We start from the raw sequence: 17259 nt of genomic DNA on the forward strand, positions 1-17259 counted from the left end.
AAGATTAGGATGTACAGAACTTAAATCTGATGGGTTTGATAAACAATGTAACCGTAAACCGCAAAACGCAGAAAGCGAAACAAGGCATATTTCAGGTAGCGTTTCGAAGGATATCCGGCCGAGCCAATAAGAAGGCTGACTGCTGACCAGGGAAGTGGCGTGAGAGCGGCTACAATAATCAGGAAAATGCCGTATTTTCGAACCTGCTTTTCGGGGTCTTTTAACACCTTCTTTTTCCAGATATTGAACGTTTCATTCTTATTCAGGAATTGGCCAATCAGAAAATTCAGGTACCCCATTAAATAAGAAACCACAGCAAAAAAAGCCAGGTTATACAAATAGTGCAGGGCATCCGCTTTGTTAATGGCCCAGATCATAAACAATTCAGGTGGGATAATTCCAAAGAAGAACTCGGATGCTGCATAAATCAGGTAAATAACACCTGGTCGTGCATAGAATCGGGCGATCCACTCATCGGGGGCATGCGACAACACCAATTCCCTAAAAAGAAAATAAAAAGCCAGCAACACTGCCATCCAGGCAAGGCCTTTTAATCCGTTTTTTACTAGAAATTGTATCCGAGGACTGAGTTTCATGTATTGATTTCTGATTTTAACACCCGAAAATACAACAAATTTAGGTTACATCGGTTTAGCGGTTCTTTACAATAAAGAATCGGCTTTAAAAAGTTAAGGGAACCGATAGCTCGTGTACGTTTTAATCGAATGACGCATCCATTGTTTTGTCGGAATTCGCCACCAAACGATTAATTTCTTCGGTTTCGCTGGCAGTAAAATGTCGATATTCACCCACATTAATGCCGTCGAGATTTATATTCATAATTCGAACACGTTGCAGCCGGGTAACTTCGTAGCCCAGGTAAGAACACATTCTTCTGATTTGCCGGTTTAATCCTTGTGTTAAAACTATTCTGAAGGTATAATCGCTGATGCGTTCAACCTTGCATTTTTTTGTAACCGTTTCAAGAATTGGTACTCCTTCCGACATTTGACGAACAAAAGTCTGGGTGACTTTCCGGTTTACACTTACAATATATTCCTTTTCGTGATTATTACCCGAACGCAATACTTTGTTTACGATATCTCCGTCGTTGGTCAGAAAAATCAAACCTTCACTTGGTTTGTCAAGTCTGCCAATTGGGAATATACGTTCCGGAAATTTTATGAAATCGATGATATTATCGCGAATGGAAGTATCCGTTGTGCAAATAATCCCGACCGGTTTATTAAAGGCCAGGTAAATATTCTCAACTTCTTTCGTGATTAATTTACCTTCTACCTCTATTTTGTCGGTTCGTGTAACCTGAACTCCAAGACCTGCAACAGTCCCGTTCACCTTTACTTTTCCGGCTTCTATCAGGCGATCGGCTTCCCTTCGCGAACAAAATCCTGTTTCTGAAATGGCCTTATTTAAACGTTTTGTTTCCATGACTTAGCAAAGCTAACAAATCGGAGCATAAAGTATCTGTAACTGTAGTTTTTAAAATTTAAAAGTGTTGAAAACAGGTTTTAAATCCACCATTCCATTTTAACACCAAAATAGTAACCCCAGTTTTTTTTGCCGACAAACTGAAGATAGGGAGAATACAAATTTTCCTTTGCAGCGTTGTTATAATGAGCCACCGAACACACAAAGCGGAAATGCGGTCGTGCGCCGGTACTTTTCATCCCGGTTGGAACAAACGTTGGTGCCAGGCTTATCTTTTGAAACGAATACGTATCATCTTCCCCATCCTTTCGCATGCTGTAATGCAACTCACTTAAAAAGTGAAACTTAGGATTGACAAAATATGTTTCCCGAAAGCCAACCGAAAAATCCTTTTTCCGGTTATAGATTTCCCGGCCCAGGTAAGTCTTGGCTTTTCCATTGCTGTCAGCGGCTCCTTTACTTTGTGTATAGATCAGATAAGCGTTCAGGTTGTTGTTTTCATTTAAATCGAATTTGACCTCATCAACCAGCGATAAGGAATATGCGCCAGCAAAGTTCAGTTTTTCCAGATCGGGAGCCCCGAAAGTCATCCAGGTTTTTGAATGACCACCATCGCCGCCATTGGCCAAACGTGTACCATAGCGAACGCTAAAATGATTAAAAGCAACAGGATCGGTTTTACTGATAGATGTATTCCATTTCAAGCCAAAAACAAGCCCGTAATCCGAAGGATAATTTAAAATTATGCCTGATTCCTCGTCATACGGAGTAGGTACTTCATCGTTTTGTACATCTCCCATTCGGTGGTATTCGAACATCCCGGTCAGAACACTGCTTTCCGAAATATCTATATCCTGTTCGAGCACAAACACCACCCTTTGACGCAGTGCAATATTGGCAACTCCATCGCCAATGTTTAAAAAGAAATATGGAGGAACATCCGAAGTAGTGTCAGTGGATGAAACAAAGATCGAACTGAAACGCGTGTTTTTAATTCCGATTCCAAATCCCTGTCCAGAATGGTCATCAAAATAAAAATGGTCGGCAATTTGAACTTCGCCTTTCCTGTCAAAACGCGAACCAATCCAAAGTGTCAGGTCTTTTCCGTTAATATTACTGGCTTCGGCGTAAATTTCGGGCAAAGCTATGGTTAATCCGCCAAGGCTACTGGTTGAAGAGTTTCCGAAAAGTGCCAGGCTCCTTGAATACACCGATAGTCGCGTCTGCACTTTTATCTGTGTTGGATCATCCGCTTTAAACGGCTTAAAAAGAAATATAGGAGCCACTTCCAGGTAATCCTGCTCTTCCATCCGGCCACCGATGCTTCCCATGTTATTCAGGTTTAGTCGCCGGCCAATGGAGCCACCATTTTCAAAACTCCAGTCTACTCCTACCCTTCCGTATGATCCAATTGAAAAGCCATCACTATTTTTTGGTTGATAAGTGACCTGTGCCTGCGATTGTGTCAATGATAAATAAAGAATAGCGATCAGAAATAAAACGCCTCGAGATTTCACGGTACGATTAATTTTATTGATTTACTGAACAATATACAGCGAAATCAGCAAAAAATACGAATCATGCGCCCGTTAATATCAGTCTCAACTCAGTTTCATTATCAGTCTGCGGAAATTATTCGATTCGTACAGGTTTAAGTTCTTCGAAAAAGATATCGTCGTTTGGCACATCGAACTCCATTCCGGTTATTTTCAGGTTATTATCCATATTGAATTTAACCGTTCCGAAATTAAACCAGGCGTGCGTGTTGTCCCAGTCAAGCTTCCACACATCGTAATGCCAGTGTTCCAGAGTTGCTGAGAGTTCGGGAGAATGTTCGAAATACATGCGTAATGAACCGTCTTCCAATTTCACGTCAATATTTCCGTAAATAGCAGCTTTATAGGTTCCGGCATATTTTTCGAGCTCCAGCGAAGGAGTAGTTCCTTCAACGCGACTCGCCATTCGGTCGTCAACACGGGTGTCCTTAGTCTTGCGCTCCAGCTTTTTCTTAAGCATTTCGGCCGACCAGTCTTTTTCCTCTTCGTCCAAAAATGCATTCAAGGCATAATAAGTTACGGCCATTGTTGGCGGATTCATTCCGTTTGAAAGCACAACCACACCTAACTTTTCGTCCGGTATCATGGTTACTGCCGAGATCATTCCATCGTAACCGCCGGTGTGGCTAACACGCAAACGCCCGTAATAATCCGATAAGCCCCAACCAAGTCCGTAACCGCTAAAATGCATGTTAAAATCGTTGCGGTCGTTGCGATTAACCGCGTAACTGTTCTGCATTTTCCAAAGCTGGTTTTTGGCAATGCTTTTTGCACTCATCATGAAACTCATCCATTTCGCCATATCATTAACGGAGGAAATCAGGCCACCCAGGGCACCAACTTCTTCCCAATCTGTATAAGGAATCGGAATGTTCTTATCGTTTTCAAAAGCATGCGGAGTGGCATAATTCCCAACTGCATCGAGCTTTGATAATGAAAAAACGGTGCGGTCCATTCCAACAATGTCGAGAATACGTTCCTGAACGTTTTGCCCCCACGTTTTGCCGGTAACCTGTTTGATGACTTCGCCGGCAGTGATGAACATTACATTGGAATAACCAAAACCGTCGCGGAAATCGTAAGCCGGTTCGAGGTATTTTATTCGCCTGATTACTTCTTCTGAAGTAAGGTCGGATTTATACCAAATGACATCACCGCTAAAAGTTCCGAGCCCAACCCGGTGGCACAACAAATCTTTTATGGTCACTTCATTACTCACCCAGGGATCGTACAACTCGAAATACGGCAGGTATTTTTTCACTTTGTCGTCCCAGTCCAGCTTACCTTCATTAACCAATTGAGCGATAATATAGGATGTAAATGCTTTTGAGTTTGAAGCGATAGCGTAAAGGGAATTTCCGTCAGGTTGTTTGTCTTCTCCAACTTCCATCAATCCATATCCTTTACTGAATACTGTTTCGCCATCCTTTACAATCGCCACACTCATTCCTGGAGTTCCCCAATCGGCAAGTGCTTTTTCGAAATAGTTATCCAGTTTTTCCAGATCAACTTGCTGTGCGTGTAACAAAGTTGTCAGAAACACGAAAAGCAAGAGCAATGAACTTTTCATAATGTTGCGAATAGTTTGTTATATCGTATGTTTTAGTTTTTTACCTTCTGATTTCTTCCCATCAGAAAATAAAGAATTGAGCCTATAATATTAAAGAAAATAACAATAAGCACCCATACAATTTTATTGTTGCCCGTGAACTCGCTTCTAATAATATCGACTAAAGCAATAATGGGTAGAATGAACAGGAATAATGAAATGATCAGGATCATAATAAGTTCCTGAGGTCCGATAAAACCAAGTAGAATCATAATCTATAGTTTAAAAGTTGGCATGTTTAGAATGAATCATATTTTCATTGTCCGATAAATATAATTATAATACTACAAACTCATAAGAATAAACAAAAAGAGGAGACCAAATCTGATCTCCTCTCTGAACCGTATTGATTGATTGAATAATTTATAACGAATCGCCAAAATCGGCTCTGAATTTTGCTACCAGTTTTTCGGTCCAGTCGCCAATTGGTTCCAAACGCCCCATAAAGAAACGCAGTAACGGTGGTTCTTCCACCCACTGCAATCCACCAACCAGTTCACGATTATCGTACAACCATTTTACACGGTCGATAACGTACATGGTTTGCGAAAGCGTAAATACGCGGCGTGGGAAAGCCAGACGCAATAATTCAACATCGGCGAGTATATCATTGCCGTTTTCATCGCGAACGCTCGAAACAGTTCCGCGTTCCATTCCGCGAATACCTGAAACAATATAAAGAGCGGCTGCCAAAGCGCCTGCCGGATATTGTTCCTGAGGTACATGGCTTAAAAAGCCCATCGCATCGATATGACAGCCCAAAGCACCTGCAGGCGTAATTACCGGAACACCTGCGGCATCCAGGTTATCCACTGCATATTTGATAAAAGAAGGTGACTGACTGATAACGGTGTCGTCGCAGGTTTCGAGTAAACCAACCGCCATAGCTTCTATTTCGCGTACAGACATACCACCGTAGGTAAGGAATCCTTCGTACAGTACCAGCAGGTCGCGCATCTTCAGGTAGAGTTCTTCACTATTGGTAAGAATGCCACCACCACGAGTAGAACTTACTTTTCGGCTTGAGAAGTACACTAAATCGGCATAGCCACACATTTCAAGCAAAATATCTTTTATCTCGGCATTTTTAAATTCTTCCTCGCGTTGTTTAATAAAGAAAGCATTCTCTCCAATCAAACTGGCATCGAGTACCATCATTGTGTCGTTTTTGTCGCAAACGGCACGAACATCGCGCATGTTCTGCATCGAGAAAGGTTGTCCGCCAATGAGGTTGGTTGAGGCTTCCATACGCACAAATGCCACCTTCTCTTTGCCATATTTTTCAAAAACAGCATTCAGTTTATCAATATCAATGTTTCCTTTAAACTGTTTGGAACTCTTGATATCCAATGCGTCATCAGCATAAATCTCTAACACTTTACCACCGTTCAACTCCATGTGTTCTTTGGTAGTTGTAAAGTGGTAGTTCATCGGAATTACTTCGCCTTGACTGATAAAAGCCTGCGAAACGATGTTTTCGGCAGCCCTGCCCTGGTGAACAGGTAAAACGTAATGCTTTCCAAAAACTTCGCGTGCAGCGGCTTCCATGCGATAAAAACTTTGCGAACCGGCATAAGCGTCGTCGGCCTGCAACATCGATGAAATCTGGTTGTCGCTCATGGCATTTGTACCAGAATCGGTCAACATGTCAAGAAAAACGTCTTTTGTATTTAACAGGAAAGTATTAAAACCGGCCCCTTCCATGGCAGCCTTTCTTTCTTCAACAGGTTTTAAAAATAATTTTTGTACGATACGTACTTTGTGTTGTTCCACTGGAATCTGTTCGCCACTGTAAAATTTTATGGCGTTGCTCTGGTTCGTCATTTTTTATTGGTTTTTAGTTTCGAAATAACAATTTTCTAAATATAAAATCTTCAAATTGAAATCAATGTATTTCTTACAATATGTTTGATCTTACAATAGAAATTTATAATCGTTCAAAACAAATAATTAGTTAAAACCAATCTCAAAGAACTTCCGAAGCACATAAAATAATGAATTAGCCATTCTCCGATAAGGTGTTCAAAATTTTGATAAATTTGATAATCACAAATTGGAAGCTACTGGATGAGAACACTTTTGATACTGATGCTCATATCATTTGGAATAAACTCCAGTGCACAGGAAAATTACAGTGAAAAGGCTTTCGACCTGCGACCGTTCTCCAGCAGTTCCGACCACTGGTACCGGATCAAGGGCAAAAACAACATTATCGATCCCTTACCCGATCAGCAACGGTATAAACCGACACAAATCACTCAAATTGCCGATAACATGCTGCTCTACCAGCGCAAAAACGGAGGATGGCCAAAAAATTACGATATGCAGGCAATCCTGACTGAAAAACAAAAACAACGCCTGCTAAAAACCAAAGATGAGCTTCATACCACTTTTGACAACGGAACTTCATACACGCAGGTGAATTATCTTGCCCAAGTTTATTCACAAACAAAAATAGAAAAATACAAAGAAGCCTGTTTAAAAGGATTTCAGTTTATCCTCGACGCCCAATACAAAAACGGAGGCTGGCCGCAATATTACCCGCTTCAGGATAATTACAGCCGGCACATTACTTTTAACGACGGTGCCTACATGGGAATTATGAACCTGTTGAAAAAAGTGGCTGCGGATTCTTCTGAGTTTGCTTTTCTGCCAACAGCTTTAAGACATCAATTAGAAGCTGCCTATAAAAAAGGAATTGATTGCATTCTGGATTGTCAGATCACCGACCAGTGGAAATTAACGGCCTGGTGCCAGCAGCATGATGAAATTACTTTAAAACCTGCCTGGGCGCGGGCTTACGAGCCGCCTTCAATTTGTAATGGCGAAAGTGTACCGATTGTCTTTTTTCTGATGCAGCTCGAAAAACCAGATAAGCGTGTGATAAACGCCATCCAGGGTGCGGTGAAATGGTTTGCCGATTCGCGGATTTTCAACACCCGGATTGAATGGTTTGATGCACCAACAGAAGAAACACCTTTTACAACGATTACAAAAGACAAGCGTGTTGTAAATGATCCTTCCGCTCCGCCGATCTGGACACGTTATTATGAACTGGAAACCGAGCGACCATTGTTTTGCGATCGTAACAGCAAGTTTTTGTATTCCATGGCCGAAGTCAGCCGCGAACGAAGAGTTGGCTATGGATGGTATACCCATGCTCCGCAGTATGTATTAAATGCTTATCCCGATTGGTTGAAACGCACCGGGATAAAAGAAAATGTAATAGAAAATTGACTACGAAATTATTCCCAAACCAGCTCCAGAATTTTTTCAAGCCAACGGGCATCAACTTCTGAAAAAGAAGCTAGGTCTTTGCTGTCGATATCCAGCACACCGATAATCTCGCCGGCCTTATTTTTGAACGGCACAACTATTTCTGAATTTGAACGTGAATCGCAGGCAATGTGATCAGGAAACTGATGTACGTCTTCTACCAACAGCGTTTTCTGCTGATTATAAGAAGCCCAACAAACGCCTTTATCTTTTTCAAGAATCTGGCAGGCAACAGGTCCCTGGTACATATTCACCGTCATTTTACCATCGGCGATCAGGTAAAAGCCAGTCCAGAAAAAATAATCCATTTTATGGTGAAGCACGGCAATTATAGTTGCCATGCGCGCTGAAGCATTATCGCTTTTCTTTACCAGCTCACTAAGTTGTTTATATAAGCGGCCGTAGCGGCCGTCTTTCTTGCTATCTTCCATAATTGTTTACTTGAATCTCAGCACGAAATAACAAAAAATTGTCAGAAGAGGGATGTCTTCTTTCCAAAAGATGACATCCTTTTAAAGAAGTCGTTCGTCTCATTTTGTTCTTTTTCCTTACTTTTGCGCCCAAATTAGAATGAACATGGCACAAAAACCTTCGATACCCAAAGGTACCCGCGACTTTTCACCTGTTGAAATGGTGAGACGTAACTATATTTTCGATACCATCAAAGACGTTTTTCGTTTGTACGGATTTCAACCGATTGAAACGCCGGCAATGGAAAACCTATCAACATTGATGGGAAAGTACGGCGAAGAAGGTGATAAACTGCTGTTCAAGATTCTGAATTCGGGAGATTTTATTTCGAAAGTGCCACAGGAAATGCTGGATGAGAAAAACTCGAACAAACTCACCACAAAGCTTTCTGAAAAAGGATTGCGCTACGACCTGACTGTGCCTTTTGCTCGCTATGTGGTTCAGTACCGCAACGACATTGTTTTCCCTTTCAAACGCTACCAGATTCAACCGGTTTGGCGTGCCGATCGCCCGCAAAAAGGACGTTACCGAGAGTTCTATCAGTGCGATGTTGATGTAATCGGCAGCGACAGTTTGCTCAACGAACTGGAACTGGTTCAGATCATCGACAATGTATTCGAACGACTACAGATCAACACCGTAGTTAAAATCAACAACCGTAAAATACTCGCCGGAATTGCCGAAGCTATCGGCGAAGCCGATCGAATTGTTGACATCACGGTTGCCATCGACAAGCTGGATAAAATCGGGCTTGAAAAAGTAAATGCTGAAATGCTTGAAAAAGGTATTTCGGAAACTGCAGTTGAAAAACTGCAGCCAATTTTAAAACTCGAAGGCAGCACAGCAGAAAAACTGGAACAAATTGCTACGGTTATCGGAACTACTGAAGTTGGAGCAAAAGGTATTTCTGAAATGCAGACTTTGTTTGCCTACATTGAAAACTTCGATTTGAAAACCGAAGTGGAACTTGATTTGACGCTGGCCCGTGGATTAAATTATTACACCGGCGCTATTTTCGAGGTAAAATCGAAAGATGTACAAATTGGCAGTATTTGCGGAGGTGGCCGCTACGACGACCTGACCGGCATTTTTGGTATGCCTGATGTTTCGGGTGTTGGAGTTTCATTTGGTGCCGAGCGGATTTACGATGTACTTACCCAGCTCGATCTTTTCCCAGAAGAATCGCTGGAAACTACAAAGGCACTCTTTGCCAACTTCGGCGAAAAAGAAGAAGCCTATTGTTTACCTGTTCTTAGCGAACTGCGGAAAGCCGGTGTTAATGCCGAAATTTTCCCGGAAAGCGCCAAAATGAAAAAGCAGATGAATTATGCCAACAGGAAAAATATTCCTTATGTGATTCTGGCCGGCGATAATGAAATAACCGCTAAAAAGTTCACTTTAAAAAACATGAAAAGCGGTGAACAACAGCTGGTAAGTTCTGAAGAACTGATAAAAATCCTTTCTTAAAAGTTCAATCTGATCGATCTTGCGATAAAATGATAGAATGAATAACTCAATTCTAAACAGGGCAGCAAAAGTATTGGGAGGCGATGTTCGCTTCCCCTGAAATGCTATTCCTCTCTGCATCAAAATTCTCACAATCTTATTTGATGCAAACTTCTGTATTTGAGTAATTTAAATTCCAACATTTATCATTCAGCCTTTAAAATTATGGCAAAACGCATTTTCGAAATCACTCCGAACAATCTCACCTATTCAATAATTCAGGATATATTAGAGAACGATGTAAAACTGGTTCTTTCCGATATTTCCATCGAACTGATACAAAAAAGCAAGAAATACCTCGATCAGAAACTCGAGCGTGCTGAAAAACCACTTTACGGCATTAACACTGGGTTTGGTGCACTTTGCGACATTGAAATTTCAAAAGAGGACCTCAGTAAACTACAGGAAAACCTGGTGGTGTCGCACGCCTGTAATGTTGGCCCGGAAGTTCCGGCCGACGTTGTAAAACTGATGCTTTTATTAAAAGCTCATGCACTTTCAAAAGGAAATTCAGCCGTTCAGCTGATCACCGTTCAGCGCATTCTCGATCTTTTCAATAATAACATTTTACCGATCGTTCGCGAACAGGGATCTCTTGGAGCCAGCGGCGATCTGGCACCATTGGCCATGTTGTTCCTGCCCTTGCTCGGTTTGGGAGAAGTAAATTTTGAGGGACAAAAAACAACATCTGAAAAAGTTCTGGAGAAATTCGGGTGGCAACCGGTAAAATTGGGCGCCAAAGAAGGATTAGCCTTGTTGAATGGCACACAGTTTATGAGTGCTCATGCAGTATACACGCTTTTGAAAACTTTCCGGATTATCGATCAGGGAGATATTATCGGAGCCCTTTCGCTAGATGCTTTTGATGGACTGATCGAACCTTTTTCGGAGAATATTCAACGAATCAGGCCTCATAAAGGACAAACTGAAACAGCCAAAAACTTCAGACATGTACTGGCCGGCAGCGAAATGCAGGCCCGGCATAAAGAACATATTCAGGATCCTTATTCTTTCCGCTGTATTCCTCAGGTGCACGGTGCAGTAAAGGATGCAGTGAAATACGTTTCGAAGGTTATTGAAACCGAGATCAATTCGGTAACCGACAATCCAACTGTATTTCCGGATGAAGACCTGATCATCTCGGGTGGTAATTTCCATGGCGAACCACTGGCACTCTCGCTTGATTTCCTGGCCATGGCACTTAGCGAACTCGGAAGCATCTCGGAAAGAAGAACTTACCGCTTAATTGCCGGAGAACGTGGACTTCCGGAATTTCTTGTGGCCAACCCGGGACTGAACTCAGGATTTATGATCCCGCAATATGCAGCGGCTTCTATCGTAAGCCAGAACAAGCAGTTGTGTACGCCGGCTTCTGTGGATTCAATTCCATCATCGAACGAACAGGAAGACCATGTGAGTATGGGTGGGAATGCCGCTACAAAAGCTTTAAAAGTGGCACTAAACACAGAAAAGATTCTGGCTATAGAATTGTACAATGCAGCGCAGGCCATGGATTTTAGAAGGCCTATTAAGACATCGCCCTTCCTCGAAAACTTTCTGAAAGACTACCGTAAAACCGTGAGTTTTGTGGAAGAAGATACACTGATGTATGTCGGCATTAATAAAACGTTTGATTTTCTGAATCACACTAAAACCAAGCGTTTAGCGCGATAACGGAAGCTCTCTAAAAAAAACTCACCGGATGACTTGCTGAAACATTTCAAAGTCACCCGGTGAATAAACTATATTGATAAAAATCGCTTACAATTCCCTGATCCAGATATTCCGGTAACTAACCGGATTTCCATGATCCTGCAGCTCAAGGCTCTTTGGGCCGTGAGGTTTTACCGTATATTCCGGAATTCCGATGTATTCTGTCGGACCACGAAGTTTCACGTTATTTTGAACCAGTACACCGTTTTGAAGCACAGTAACCGTTGGCGGTGTAAAAAAAGTACCATCATCGTTAAAACGTGGTGCGGTGTAGATAATGTCGTAAACCTGCCACTCACCGGGGCCTTTACAGGCATTTACAAGCGGAGCGTATTGTTTGTACAAACTTCCGGCCTGGCCGTTTCTGTATGTACGGTTATTGTAATTATCCAGAACCTGTACTTCGTACAATCCCTGCAGGAAAATACCACTGTTACCCCTACCCTGGCTTTCACCTTTTACTTCTGAAGGTGTACGCCATTCAATGTGTAACTGGAAATCTTCGAAAACACGTTTGGTTTTTATAATGCCTGTTCCGGCCTTAACCGTTACGCATTCGTCTGACACAGTCCAGCCTGGCTCTCCGCCTTCAGCGTTGGTCCACTCTCGGCCAAGATCAGTACCATCGAACAAAACAATGGCATCGGAAGGCGCATCAGCAGGAGTTTCTCCGGGAGTAATAACCGGAACCTCCGGATCCCAGATCTCGGTCATTTCAGGTTTCATTTTCATCAATTCTTCCTGCGCCATGGCCATGGAGGCAACAAAAAGTAGAATAAATGCAAAAAACAGATTTTTCATGATTTAGTTGTTTATTGGTTATGAAAAGGGTGACCGGCAAAATCCGGCCACCTTATTATTTTTTAAAATTCAATTTCAAAGTAATGGCTTTTTGATTACAAACCAAGTTCGTCCATAATGGCATCGATCTTTTCATCGGCTTTTTGCTCGGCTGCATCAAAATCACTGCGGGAATTTACTGTTCCTGCAACTTCGAAATAAAACTTGATTTTTGGCTCTGTTCCTGAAGGACGTACCGAAATTTTTGTGCCGTCCTGGGTGAAAAACTGAAGTACATTGGAAGTAATCTTTTGATCGATCGCTTTCTCTTCGCCAGTAATCAGATTTTTGGCTACCAAGGTTGAATAATCTTTTACCCATTCCATTGGTGAACCTCCAAGTTCTTTTGGCGGATCGTTGCGGAATTTCGTCATGATCTGCTGAATTTCTTCTGCACCTGATTTTCCTTTGCGAACCACATATTTCATTTTCTCGCGCGAGTAACCATATTCCAGGTAAATATCCTGCAGCAATTCGTAAAGTGTTTTTCCCTGATCGATTGCCCATGCAGTGATCTCGGCCATTAGCGCACATGCAGAAACTGCGTCCTTATCACGAACAAAATCAGAAGGCATAAAACCAAAGCTTTCTTCACCACCGCCGATGTATTTTTTCTTGCCTTCGTTATCGCGAATTACTTCAGCAATAAATTTGAAACCGGTATATACATCGTAGTATTCAATGTTGTTCCTACGGGCAACTTCGGCAATCATTTCTGTTGAAACGATGGTTTTCACCACAAACTCATTGCCTTTCAGTTTGCCCTCTTTCTTCATGTTCACAATAATGTAATAGAAGAAAAGCAGGGCAGTTTGGTTACCGTTTATGATTACGTATTCACCTTTATCGTTTTTAACAGCCACTCCAATCCGGTCAGAATCAGGGTCGGAAGCCATCACAACATCGGCATCAATTTCAGCAGCTTTTTTAGTTGCCATTTCCATGGCAGCAGGTTCTTCCGGATTAGGAGAAATTACTGTCGGGAAATCACCGCTTACTACATCCTGTTCAGGAATGTTAATGATGTTTGTAAAACCAAATTCGCGCAAAGCGGCCGGAATCAGTTTTACTCCGGTACCGTGAATCGGTGTGTAAATAATTTTTATGTCTTTGTGGCGCTCCACCACATCAGGAGAAATCGACACTTTTTTTACCTCGGCCAGAAAATTCTTATCCATTTCCTCGCCCATGATCTCGATCAACTCATCCGGTCCGTCGAATTTAATATCCTCGGGTTTGATTTTGGCGACCTCGTTCACAATATTTACATCGTGCGGAGCTACAATCTGTGATCCATCGTCCCAGTAGGCTTTATAACCGTTGTATTCTTTTGGGTTGTGCGAAGCAGTCAGGATAATTCCACTTTGGCACCCCAACTCGCGAATAGCGTAAGAAAGCTCCGGAGTTGGACGCAAGTCGTCAAATAAATAGGCTTTAATGCCATTGGCTGCAAAAATCTTTGCGCTGGTTTCGGCAAACAGGCGGCTGTTGTTGCGACAATCGTGACCAATGGCCACTTTAATCTCATCAAGATCGGCAAAATTCACTTTCAAATAATTGCTCAAACCCTGAGTAGCCGCACCAACGGTATAAATATTCATGCGGTTGGTTCCAACGCCCATAATGCCACGAAGTCCGCCGGTTCCGAACTCAAGGCTTCGGTAAAACGAATCGATCAATTCGCTTGGGTCCTCAGCATCGAGCAAAGCCTGCACCTGTGCACGGGTTTCAGCATCGTATGTATCCGAAAGCCATTCCTGCGCTTTCGCTCTTACTTCCATTAATTCCTGGTTATCCATTATTATGCTTTTATTATTTGATTTCTCTTCTTGTCAGGTCTCTGGCAGAATGATGAATTGTAAGTATATCAATTCTTTTTTCTGATACCAGTTTGTATATAATTCTGTAATTTCAATAAATCAGTTCACGAATCTGCGGCTCATCAATCTCGTCAACAACTATTCCAATAGTGGGATGTGTTTTTAAAACTTCCTTAAGCTTTCTGATCTTCATAACGTGAATACGGGCATAATTCGCTGAATCCTTAGCTATGAACTCAAAAATATTTTTCAAATCATTTTTCGCCTGTATAGTCCAGTTTATTTGAACCATTTTTTAATCTCGTAATCGATTTCTGCTTCCGAAACAATTTGATTATTCTCTGACTGCTGGATTCCCGTTTCAATCTTTTCAATCAGAATCAGTCGTTCAACCAATTCGTCGATCGAAAATTCATCAGGGAATTTTTCCAGTTCTGCCAGTATTTTTGTTTTTGTCAACATCTCAACATTTTTAGAGAAAAACGATCCTACAAAATAAAAAATTATTCCATCAATTTCTTCAAACAAACCTGTAAACTGTCCTTCCAGTAGGGTATTTCAATATCAAAATTATTCTTAATTTTCAACTTATTCAACACACTGAAATGAGGACGTTTGGTTGGCGTAGGAAACTGATCGCTCAGCACCGGATTCACTTTTATCTTGATGCCTGAAAATTCGAAAATAGCTAAAGCAAAATCGAACCAGCTGGCTACTCCTTCATTCGAATAGTGGTAAATTCCGGGAATAAAATCCGAGTTCTTTATTTCGTACTTTTTTACGATGTGAAGAATGGCTGCTGCCAAATCGGCTGCATAAGTTGGTGTTCCCACCTGGTCGAATACAACGCCGAGCTGCTCCTTCTCTTTTCCGAGACGAAGCATCGTTTTTACGAAATTGTTTCCAAACGAAGAGTACAACCACGAAGTACGAATAATAACTGCCTCCGGATTTTCAGCCAAAACGAAATTTTCGCCATCGAGTTTTGTAAGGCCGTAGGCACCTTGAGGATCGGTTTTATCCGTTTCAGAGTAGGGAGTACACGCGTCGCCGGCAAACACATAATCGGTTGAAACATGAATTAGTTTTGCACCCGCCTCCTGGCATTTTTTAGCCAGGATTTTTGGAGCAATTGCATTTACAAGATGTGCCGTTTCCTGATCTGATTCAGCTTTGTCGACCGCAGTGTAGGCAGCACAGTTTACCACAACATCAACCTTGTTTGTCGAAAGGTAATTTTCAACAGCCGCTTCACTGGTAATGTCCAGCGAATCGACATCGGTAAATAAGAATTTCCAATCCGGATAATTACTCACCAGCTCGTTAATCTCGCTTCCAAGCTGTCCGTATGCACCAGTAACTAATATCTGCATCTTAAAAGTTGAAATTCATTTCTGCCTCATCAAACGAGGGTGCGATCATATCTTTTTCTGAAACAATAGTCTGGCTTTTATCAATCATCCAGTCGATTGCTAATTGCGAATCGAAAGGATTAATCGAACGCTCAGCGCTTTTGTCGTAGGCATTATCGCATTTGTAGGTAAAAATAGCTGTTTCGCTCAATACCGAGAATCCGTGAGCAAATCCGCGGGGAACAAATAACTGTTTCTTATTATTCTCACTCAGCTCAAGGCCAAACCATTTTCCAAAAGTCGGCGATCCTTTTCTTAGATCAACCGCAACATCGAAAACACTGCCCTGCACCACGCGTACAAGTTTTGCCTGCGCAGCTTCACCCAGTTGATAATGCAGTCCACGAACGACTCCTTTCACCGATTTCGACTCATTGTCCTGAATAAAAATGGTATTGATATCCGCTTCAGTATATCGTTGCAACTGATACGTTTCAAAAAAATAGCCCCTGTCATCTTCAAAAACCCTTGGTTCAATTACCACCAAACCTGGAAGGCCCGTTTCAATAATCTTCATCTACTTAAAAAGAAAATATTTGTTTTTCAGCCAACTTCAACAAGTATTGGCCATATTGATTTTTACTTAGCGGTTGTGCCAGTTCTATTAACTGTTCTTTCGAAATAAATCCTTTTTTAAAGGCAATTTCCTCGATGCACGAAACTTTTAATCCCTGACGTTGTTCGATGGTTGCCACATAATTCGAAGCCTGCAATAAACTATCGTGTGTACCGGTATCGAGCCAGGCGAAACCACGTCCCAATAGTTTTACATTCAACCTTTCTTCTTCCAGATACAAACGGTTGAGGTCGGTAATTTCCAGCTCACCACGTTTTGATGGCTTCAGGTTTTTGGCTTTTTGCACCACATCGTTCGAATAAAAATACAACCCGGTAACGGCATAATTTGATTTTGGTTGTTCCGGTTTTTCTTCAATACTGATCACCTTCCCGGTTTCATCAAACTCAACTACTCCGTAACGATCCGGATCGTTCACGTAGTAACCGAAAACGATTGCTCCGTCTTCCAGGTTGGCTGCATCTTCAAGCACTCCCCTGAAATTATAGCCGTAGAAAATATTATCGCCAAGGATCATGCAAACGCTATCGTCGCCAATAAATTCTTCGCCTAAAATAAAAGCCTGCGCCAATCCATCGGGCGAAGGTTGAACCACATACGAAAGTTTCAGTCCCAATTGTGAGCCGTCGCCAAATAAATTTTCATACAAACCTATATCAGTTGGTGTCGAGATGATCAGGATCTCACGAATCCCGGCCAGCATTAAAACCGACAAAGGATAATAGATCATCGGTTTGTCGTACACCGGAATAATTTGTTTTGAAATTGATCGGGTTATCGGGTAAAGCCGTGTGCCTGAACCACCTGCGAGAATGATGCCTTTCATATTGTATATTTTAGCTGTTCTATCTGATTTTGTTCTTTTTGGATTAACTCAACATTTAAGCTGAAAGTCACAGACAAATGTACTATTTTTGCTTAACCTAGAAGCCCCAAATTAAGTTTCCTAGCCAGAGAATCCGGATTCATAACAAGAATTTGGTAACATTTTCGCTCAAAATCAATAAAATAGAGTAAATCCTTTGTGAAT

Annotated in this window: 17 protein-coding genes; 3 read left to right on the forward strand and 14 right to left on the reverse strand. The window is 41.8% G+C overall.

Annotated features, from left to right (window positions below):
• Nucleotides 1-20: 20 nt before the first annotated feature.
• From HFD85_RS11405 to HFD85_RS11430, 6 genes are all read right to left on the reverse strand, one after another.
• Nucleotides 21-596 (reverse strand): protein kinase family protein, encoded by a 576-nt coding sequence (locus tag HFD85_RS11405; protein ID WP_167609284.1) that lies wholly within the window; start codon nt 594-596, stop codon nt 21-23.
• A gap of 121 nt (nt 597-717) precedes the next feature.
• Nucleotides 718-1449, reverse strand: a complete 732-nt coding sequence (gene rluF / locus HFD85_RS11410; RefSeq protein WP_167609287.1) for a 23S rRNA pseudouridine(2604) synthase RluF — start codon at nt 1447-1449, stop codon at nt 718-720.
• Between the two features lie 80 nt (nt 1450-1529).
• Entirely contained in the window at nt 1530-2966 is a 1437-nt protein-coding gene (locus HFD85_RS11415; protein WP_167609290.1) for a carbohydrate porin, read from the reverse strand.
• 115 nt (nt 2967-3081) lie between these two features.
• A complete protein-coding gene (locus HFD85_RS11420; RefSeq protein WP_167609293.1) occupies nt 3082-4575 on the reverse strand; it encodes a serine hydrolase in 1494 nt (497 codons plus the stop codon).
• A gap of 32 nt (nt 4576-4607) precedes the next feature.
• Nucleotides 4608-4826 (reverse strand): PLDc N-terminal domain-containing protein, encoded by a 219-nt coding sequence (locus HFD85_RS11425; RefSeq protein WP_167609296.1) that lies wholly within the window; start codon nt 4824-4826, stop codon nt 4608-4610.
• A 151-nt stretch (nt 4827-4977) separates the two neighbouring features.
• Nucleotides 4978-6438: a tryptophanase gene (locus HFD85_RS11430; protein WP_167609299.1), complete on the reverse strand. Its 1461-nt coding sequence runs from the start codon at nt 6436-6438 to the stop codon at nt 4978-4980.
• A gap of 243 nt (nt 6439-6681) precedes the next feature.
• On the opposite strand from HFD85_RS11430, the gene pelA reads away from it, so the two are divergent.
• Entirely contained in the window at nt 6682-7851 is a 1170-nt protein-coding gene (gene pelA / locus HFD85_RS11435) for a pectate lyase (RefSeq protein ID WP_167609302.1), read from the forward strand.
• A gap of 8 nt (nt 7852-7859) precedes the next feature.
• Here pelA and HFD85_RS11440 read toward each other — a convergent pair whose 3' ends face one another.
• Complete coding sequence (locus tag HFD85_RS11440; RefSeq protein ID WP_167609305.1) at nt 7860-8321, reverse strand: GAF domain-containing protein; 462 nt, start codon at nt 8319-8321, stop codon at nt 7860-7862.
• A 145-nt stretch (nt 8322-8466) separates the two neighbouring features.
• Here HFD85_RS11440 and hisS point away from each other — a divergent pair, with 145 nt between their 5' ends.
• Complete coding sequence (hisS, locus tag HFD85_RS11445; protein WP_167609308.1) at nt 8467-9828, forward strand: histidine--tRNA ligase; 1362 nt, start codon at nt 8467-8469, stop codon at nt 9826-9828.
• A 204-nt stretch (nt 9829-10032) separates the two neighbouring features.
• Entirely contained in the window at nt 10033-11541 is a 1509-nt protein-coding gene (gene hutH / locus HFD85_RS11450) for a histidine ammonia-lyase (protein WP_167609311.1), read from the forward strand.
• Between the two features lie 87 nt (nt 11542-11628).
• On the opposite strand, the gene HFD85_RS11455 is transcribed toward hutH, so the two are convergent.
• The 7 genes from HFD85_RS11455 to rfbA form a co-directional block, all read right to left on the reverse strand.
• A complete protein-coding gene (locus tag HFD85_RS11455) occupies nt 11629-12381 on the reverse strand; it encodes a 3-keto-disaccharide hydrolase (protein ID WP_167609314.1) in 753 nt (250 codons plus the stop codon).
• A gap of 95 nt (nt 12382-12476) precedes the next feature.
• Nucleotides 12477-14219: a phospho-sugar mutase gene (locus HFD85_RS11460; protein ID WP_167609317.1), complete on the reverse strand. Its 1743-nt coding sequence runs from the start codon at nt 14217-14219 to the stop codon at nt 12477-12479.
• Nucleotides 14220-14331: 112 nt separating this feature from the next.
• The gene (locus HFD85_RS11465; RefSeq protein WP_167609320.1) at nt 14332-14532 is read right to left on the reverse strand and encodes a type II toxin-antitoxin system RelE/ParE family toxin; all 201 of its coding nucleotides are present in this window, start codon (nt 14530-14532) and stop codon (nt 14332-14334) included.
• Nucleotides 14520-14702 carry a hypothetical protein gene (locus tag HFD85_RS11470; RefSeq protein WP_167609323.1) on the reverse strand — a complete coding sequence of 61 codons (183 nt, stop codon included), beginning with the start codon at nt 14700-14702 and terminating at the stop codon, nt 14520-14522. The genes HFD85_RS11465 and HFD85_RS11470 overlap by 13 nt, the downstream gene beginning before the upstream one ends.
• Nucleotides 14703-14743: 41 nt before the next feature.
• A complete protein-coding gene (rfbD, locus tag HFD85_RS11475) occupies nt 14744-15613 on the reverse strand; it encodes a dTDP-4-dehydrorhamnose reductase (protein ID WP_167609326.1) in 870 nt (289 codons plus the stop codon).
• A 1-nt stretch (nt 15614) separates the two neighbouring features.
• Nucleotides 15615-16169: a dTDP-4-dehydrorhamnose 3,5-epimerase gene (gene rfbC, locus HFD85_RS11480; protein WP_167609329.1), complete on the reverse strand. Its 555-nt coding sequence runs from the start codon at nt 16167-16169 to the stop codon at nt 15615-15617.
• Between the two features lie 4 nt (nt 16170-16173).
• Complete coding sequence (gene rfbA, locus HFD85_RS11485; RefSeq protein WP_167609332.1) at nt 16174-17055, reverse strand: glucose-1-phosphate thymidylyltransferase RfbA; 882 nt, start codon at nt 17053-17055, stop codon at nt 16174-16176.
• Nucleotides 17056-17259: the final 204 nt, after the last annotated feature.

Source organism: Maribellus sediminis (assembly GCF_011799805.1).
In the GTDB taxonomy this organism is placed as follows: domain Bacteria; phylum Bacteroidota; class Bacteroidia; order Bacteroidales; family Prolixibacteraceae; genus Draconibacterium; species Draconibacterium sediminis_A.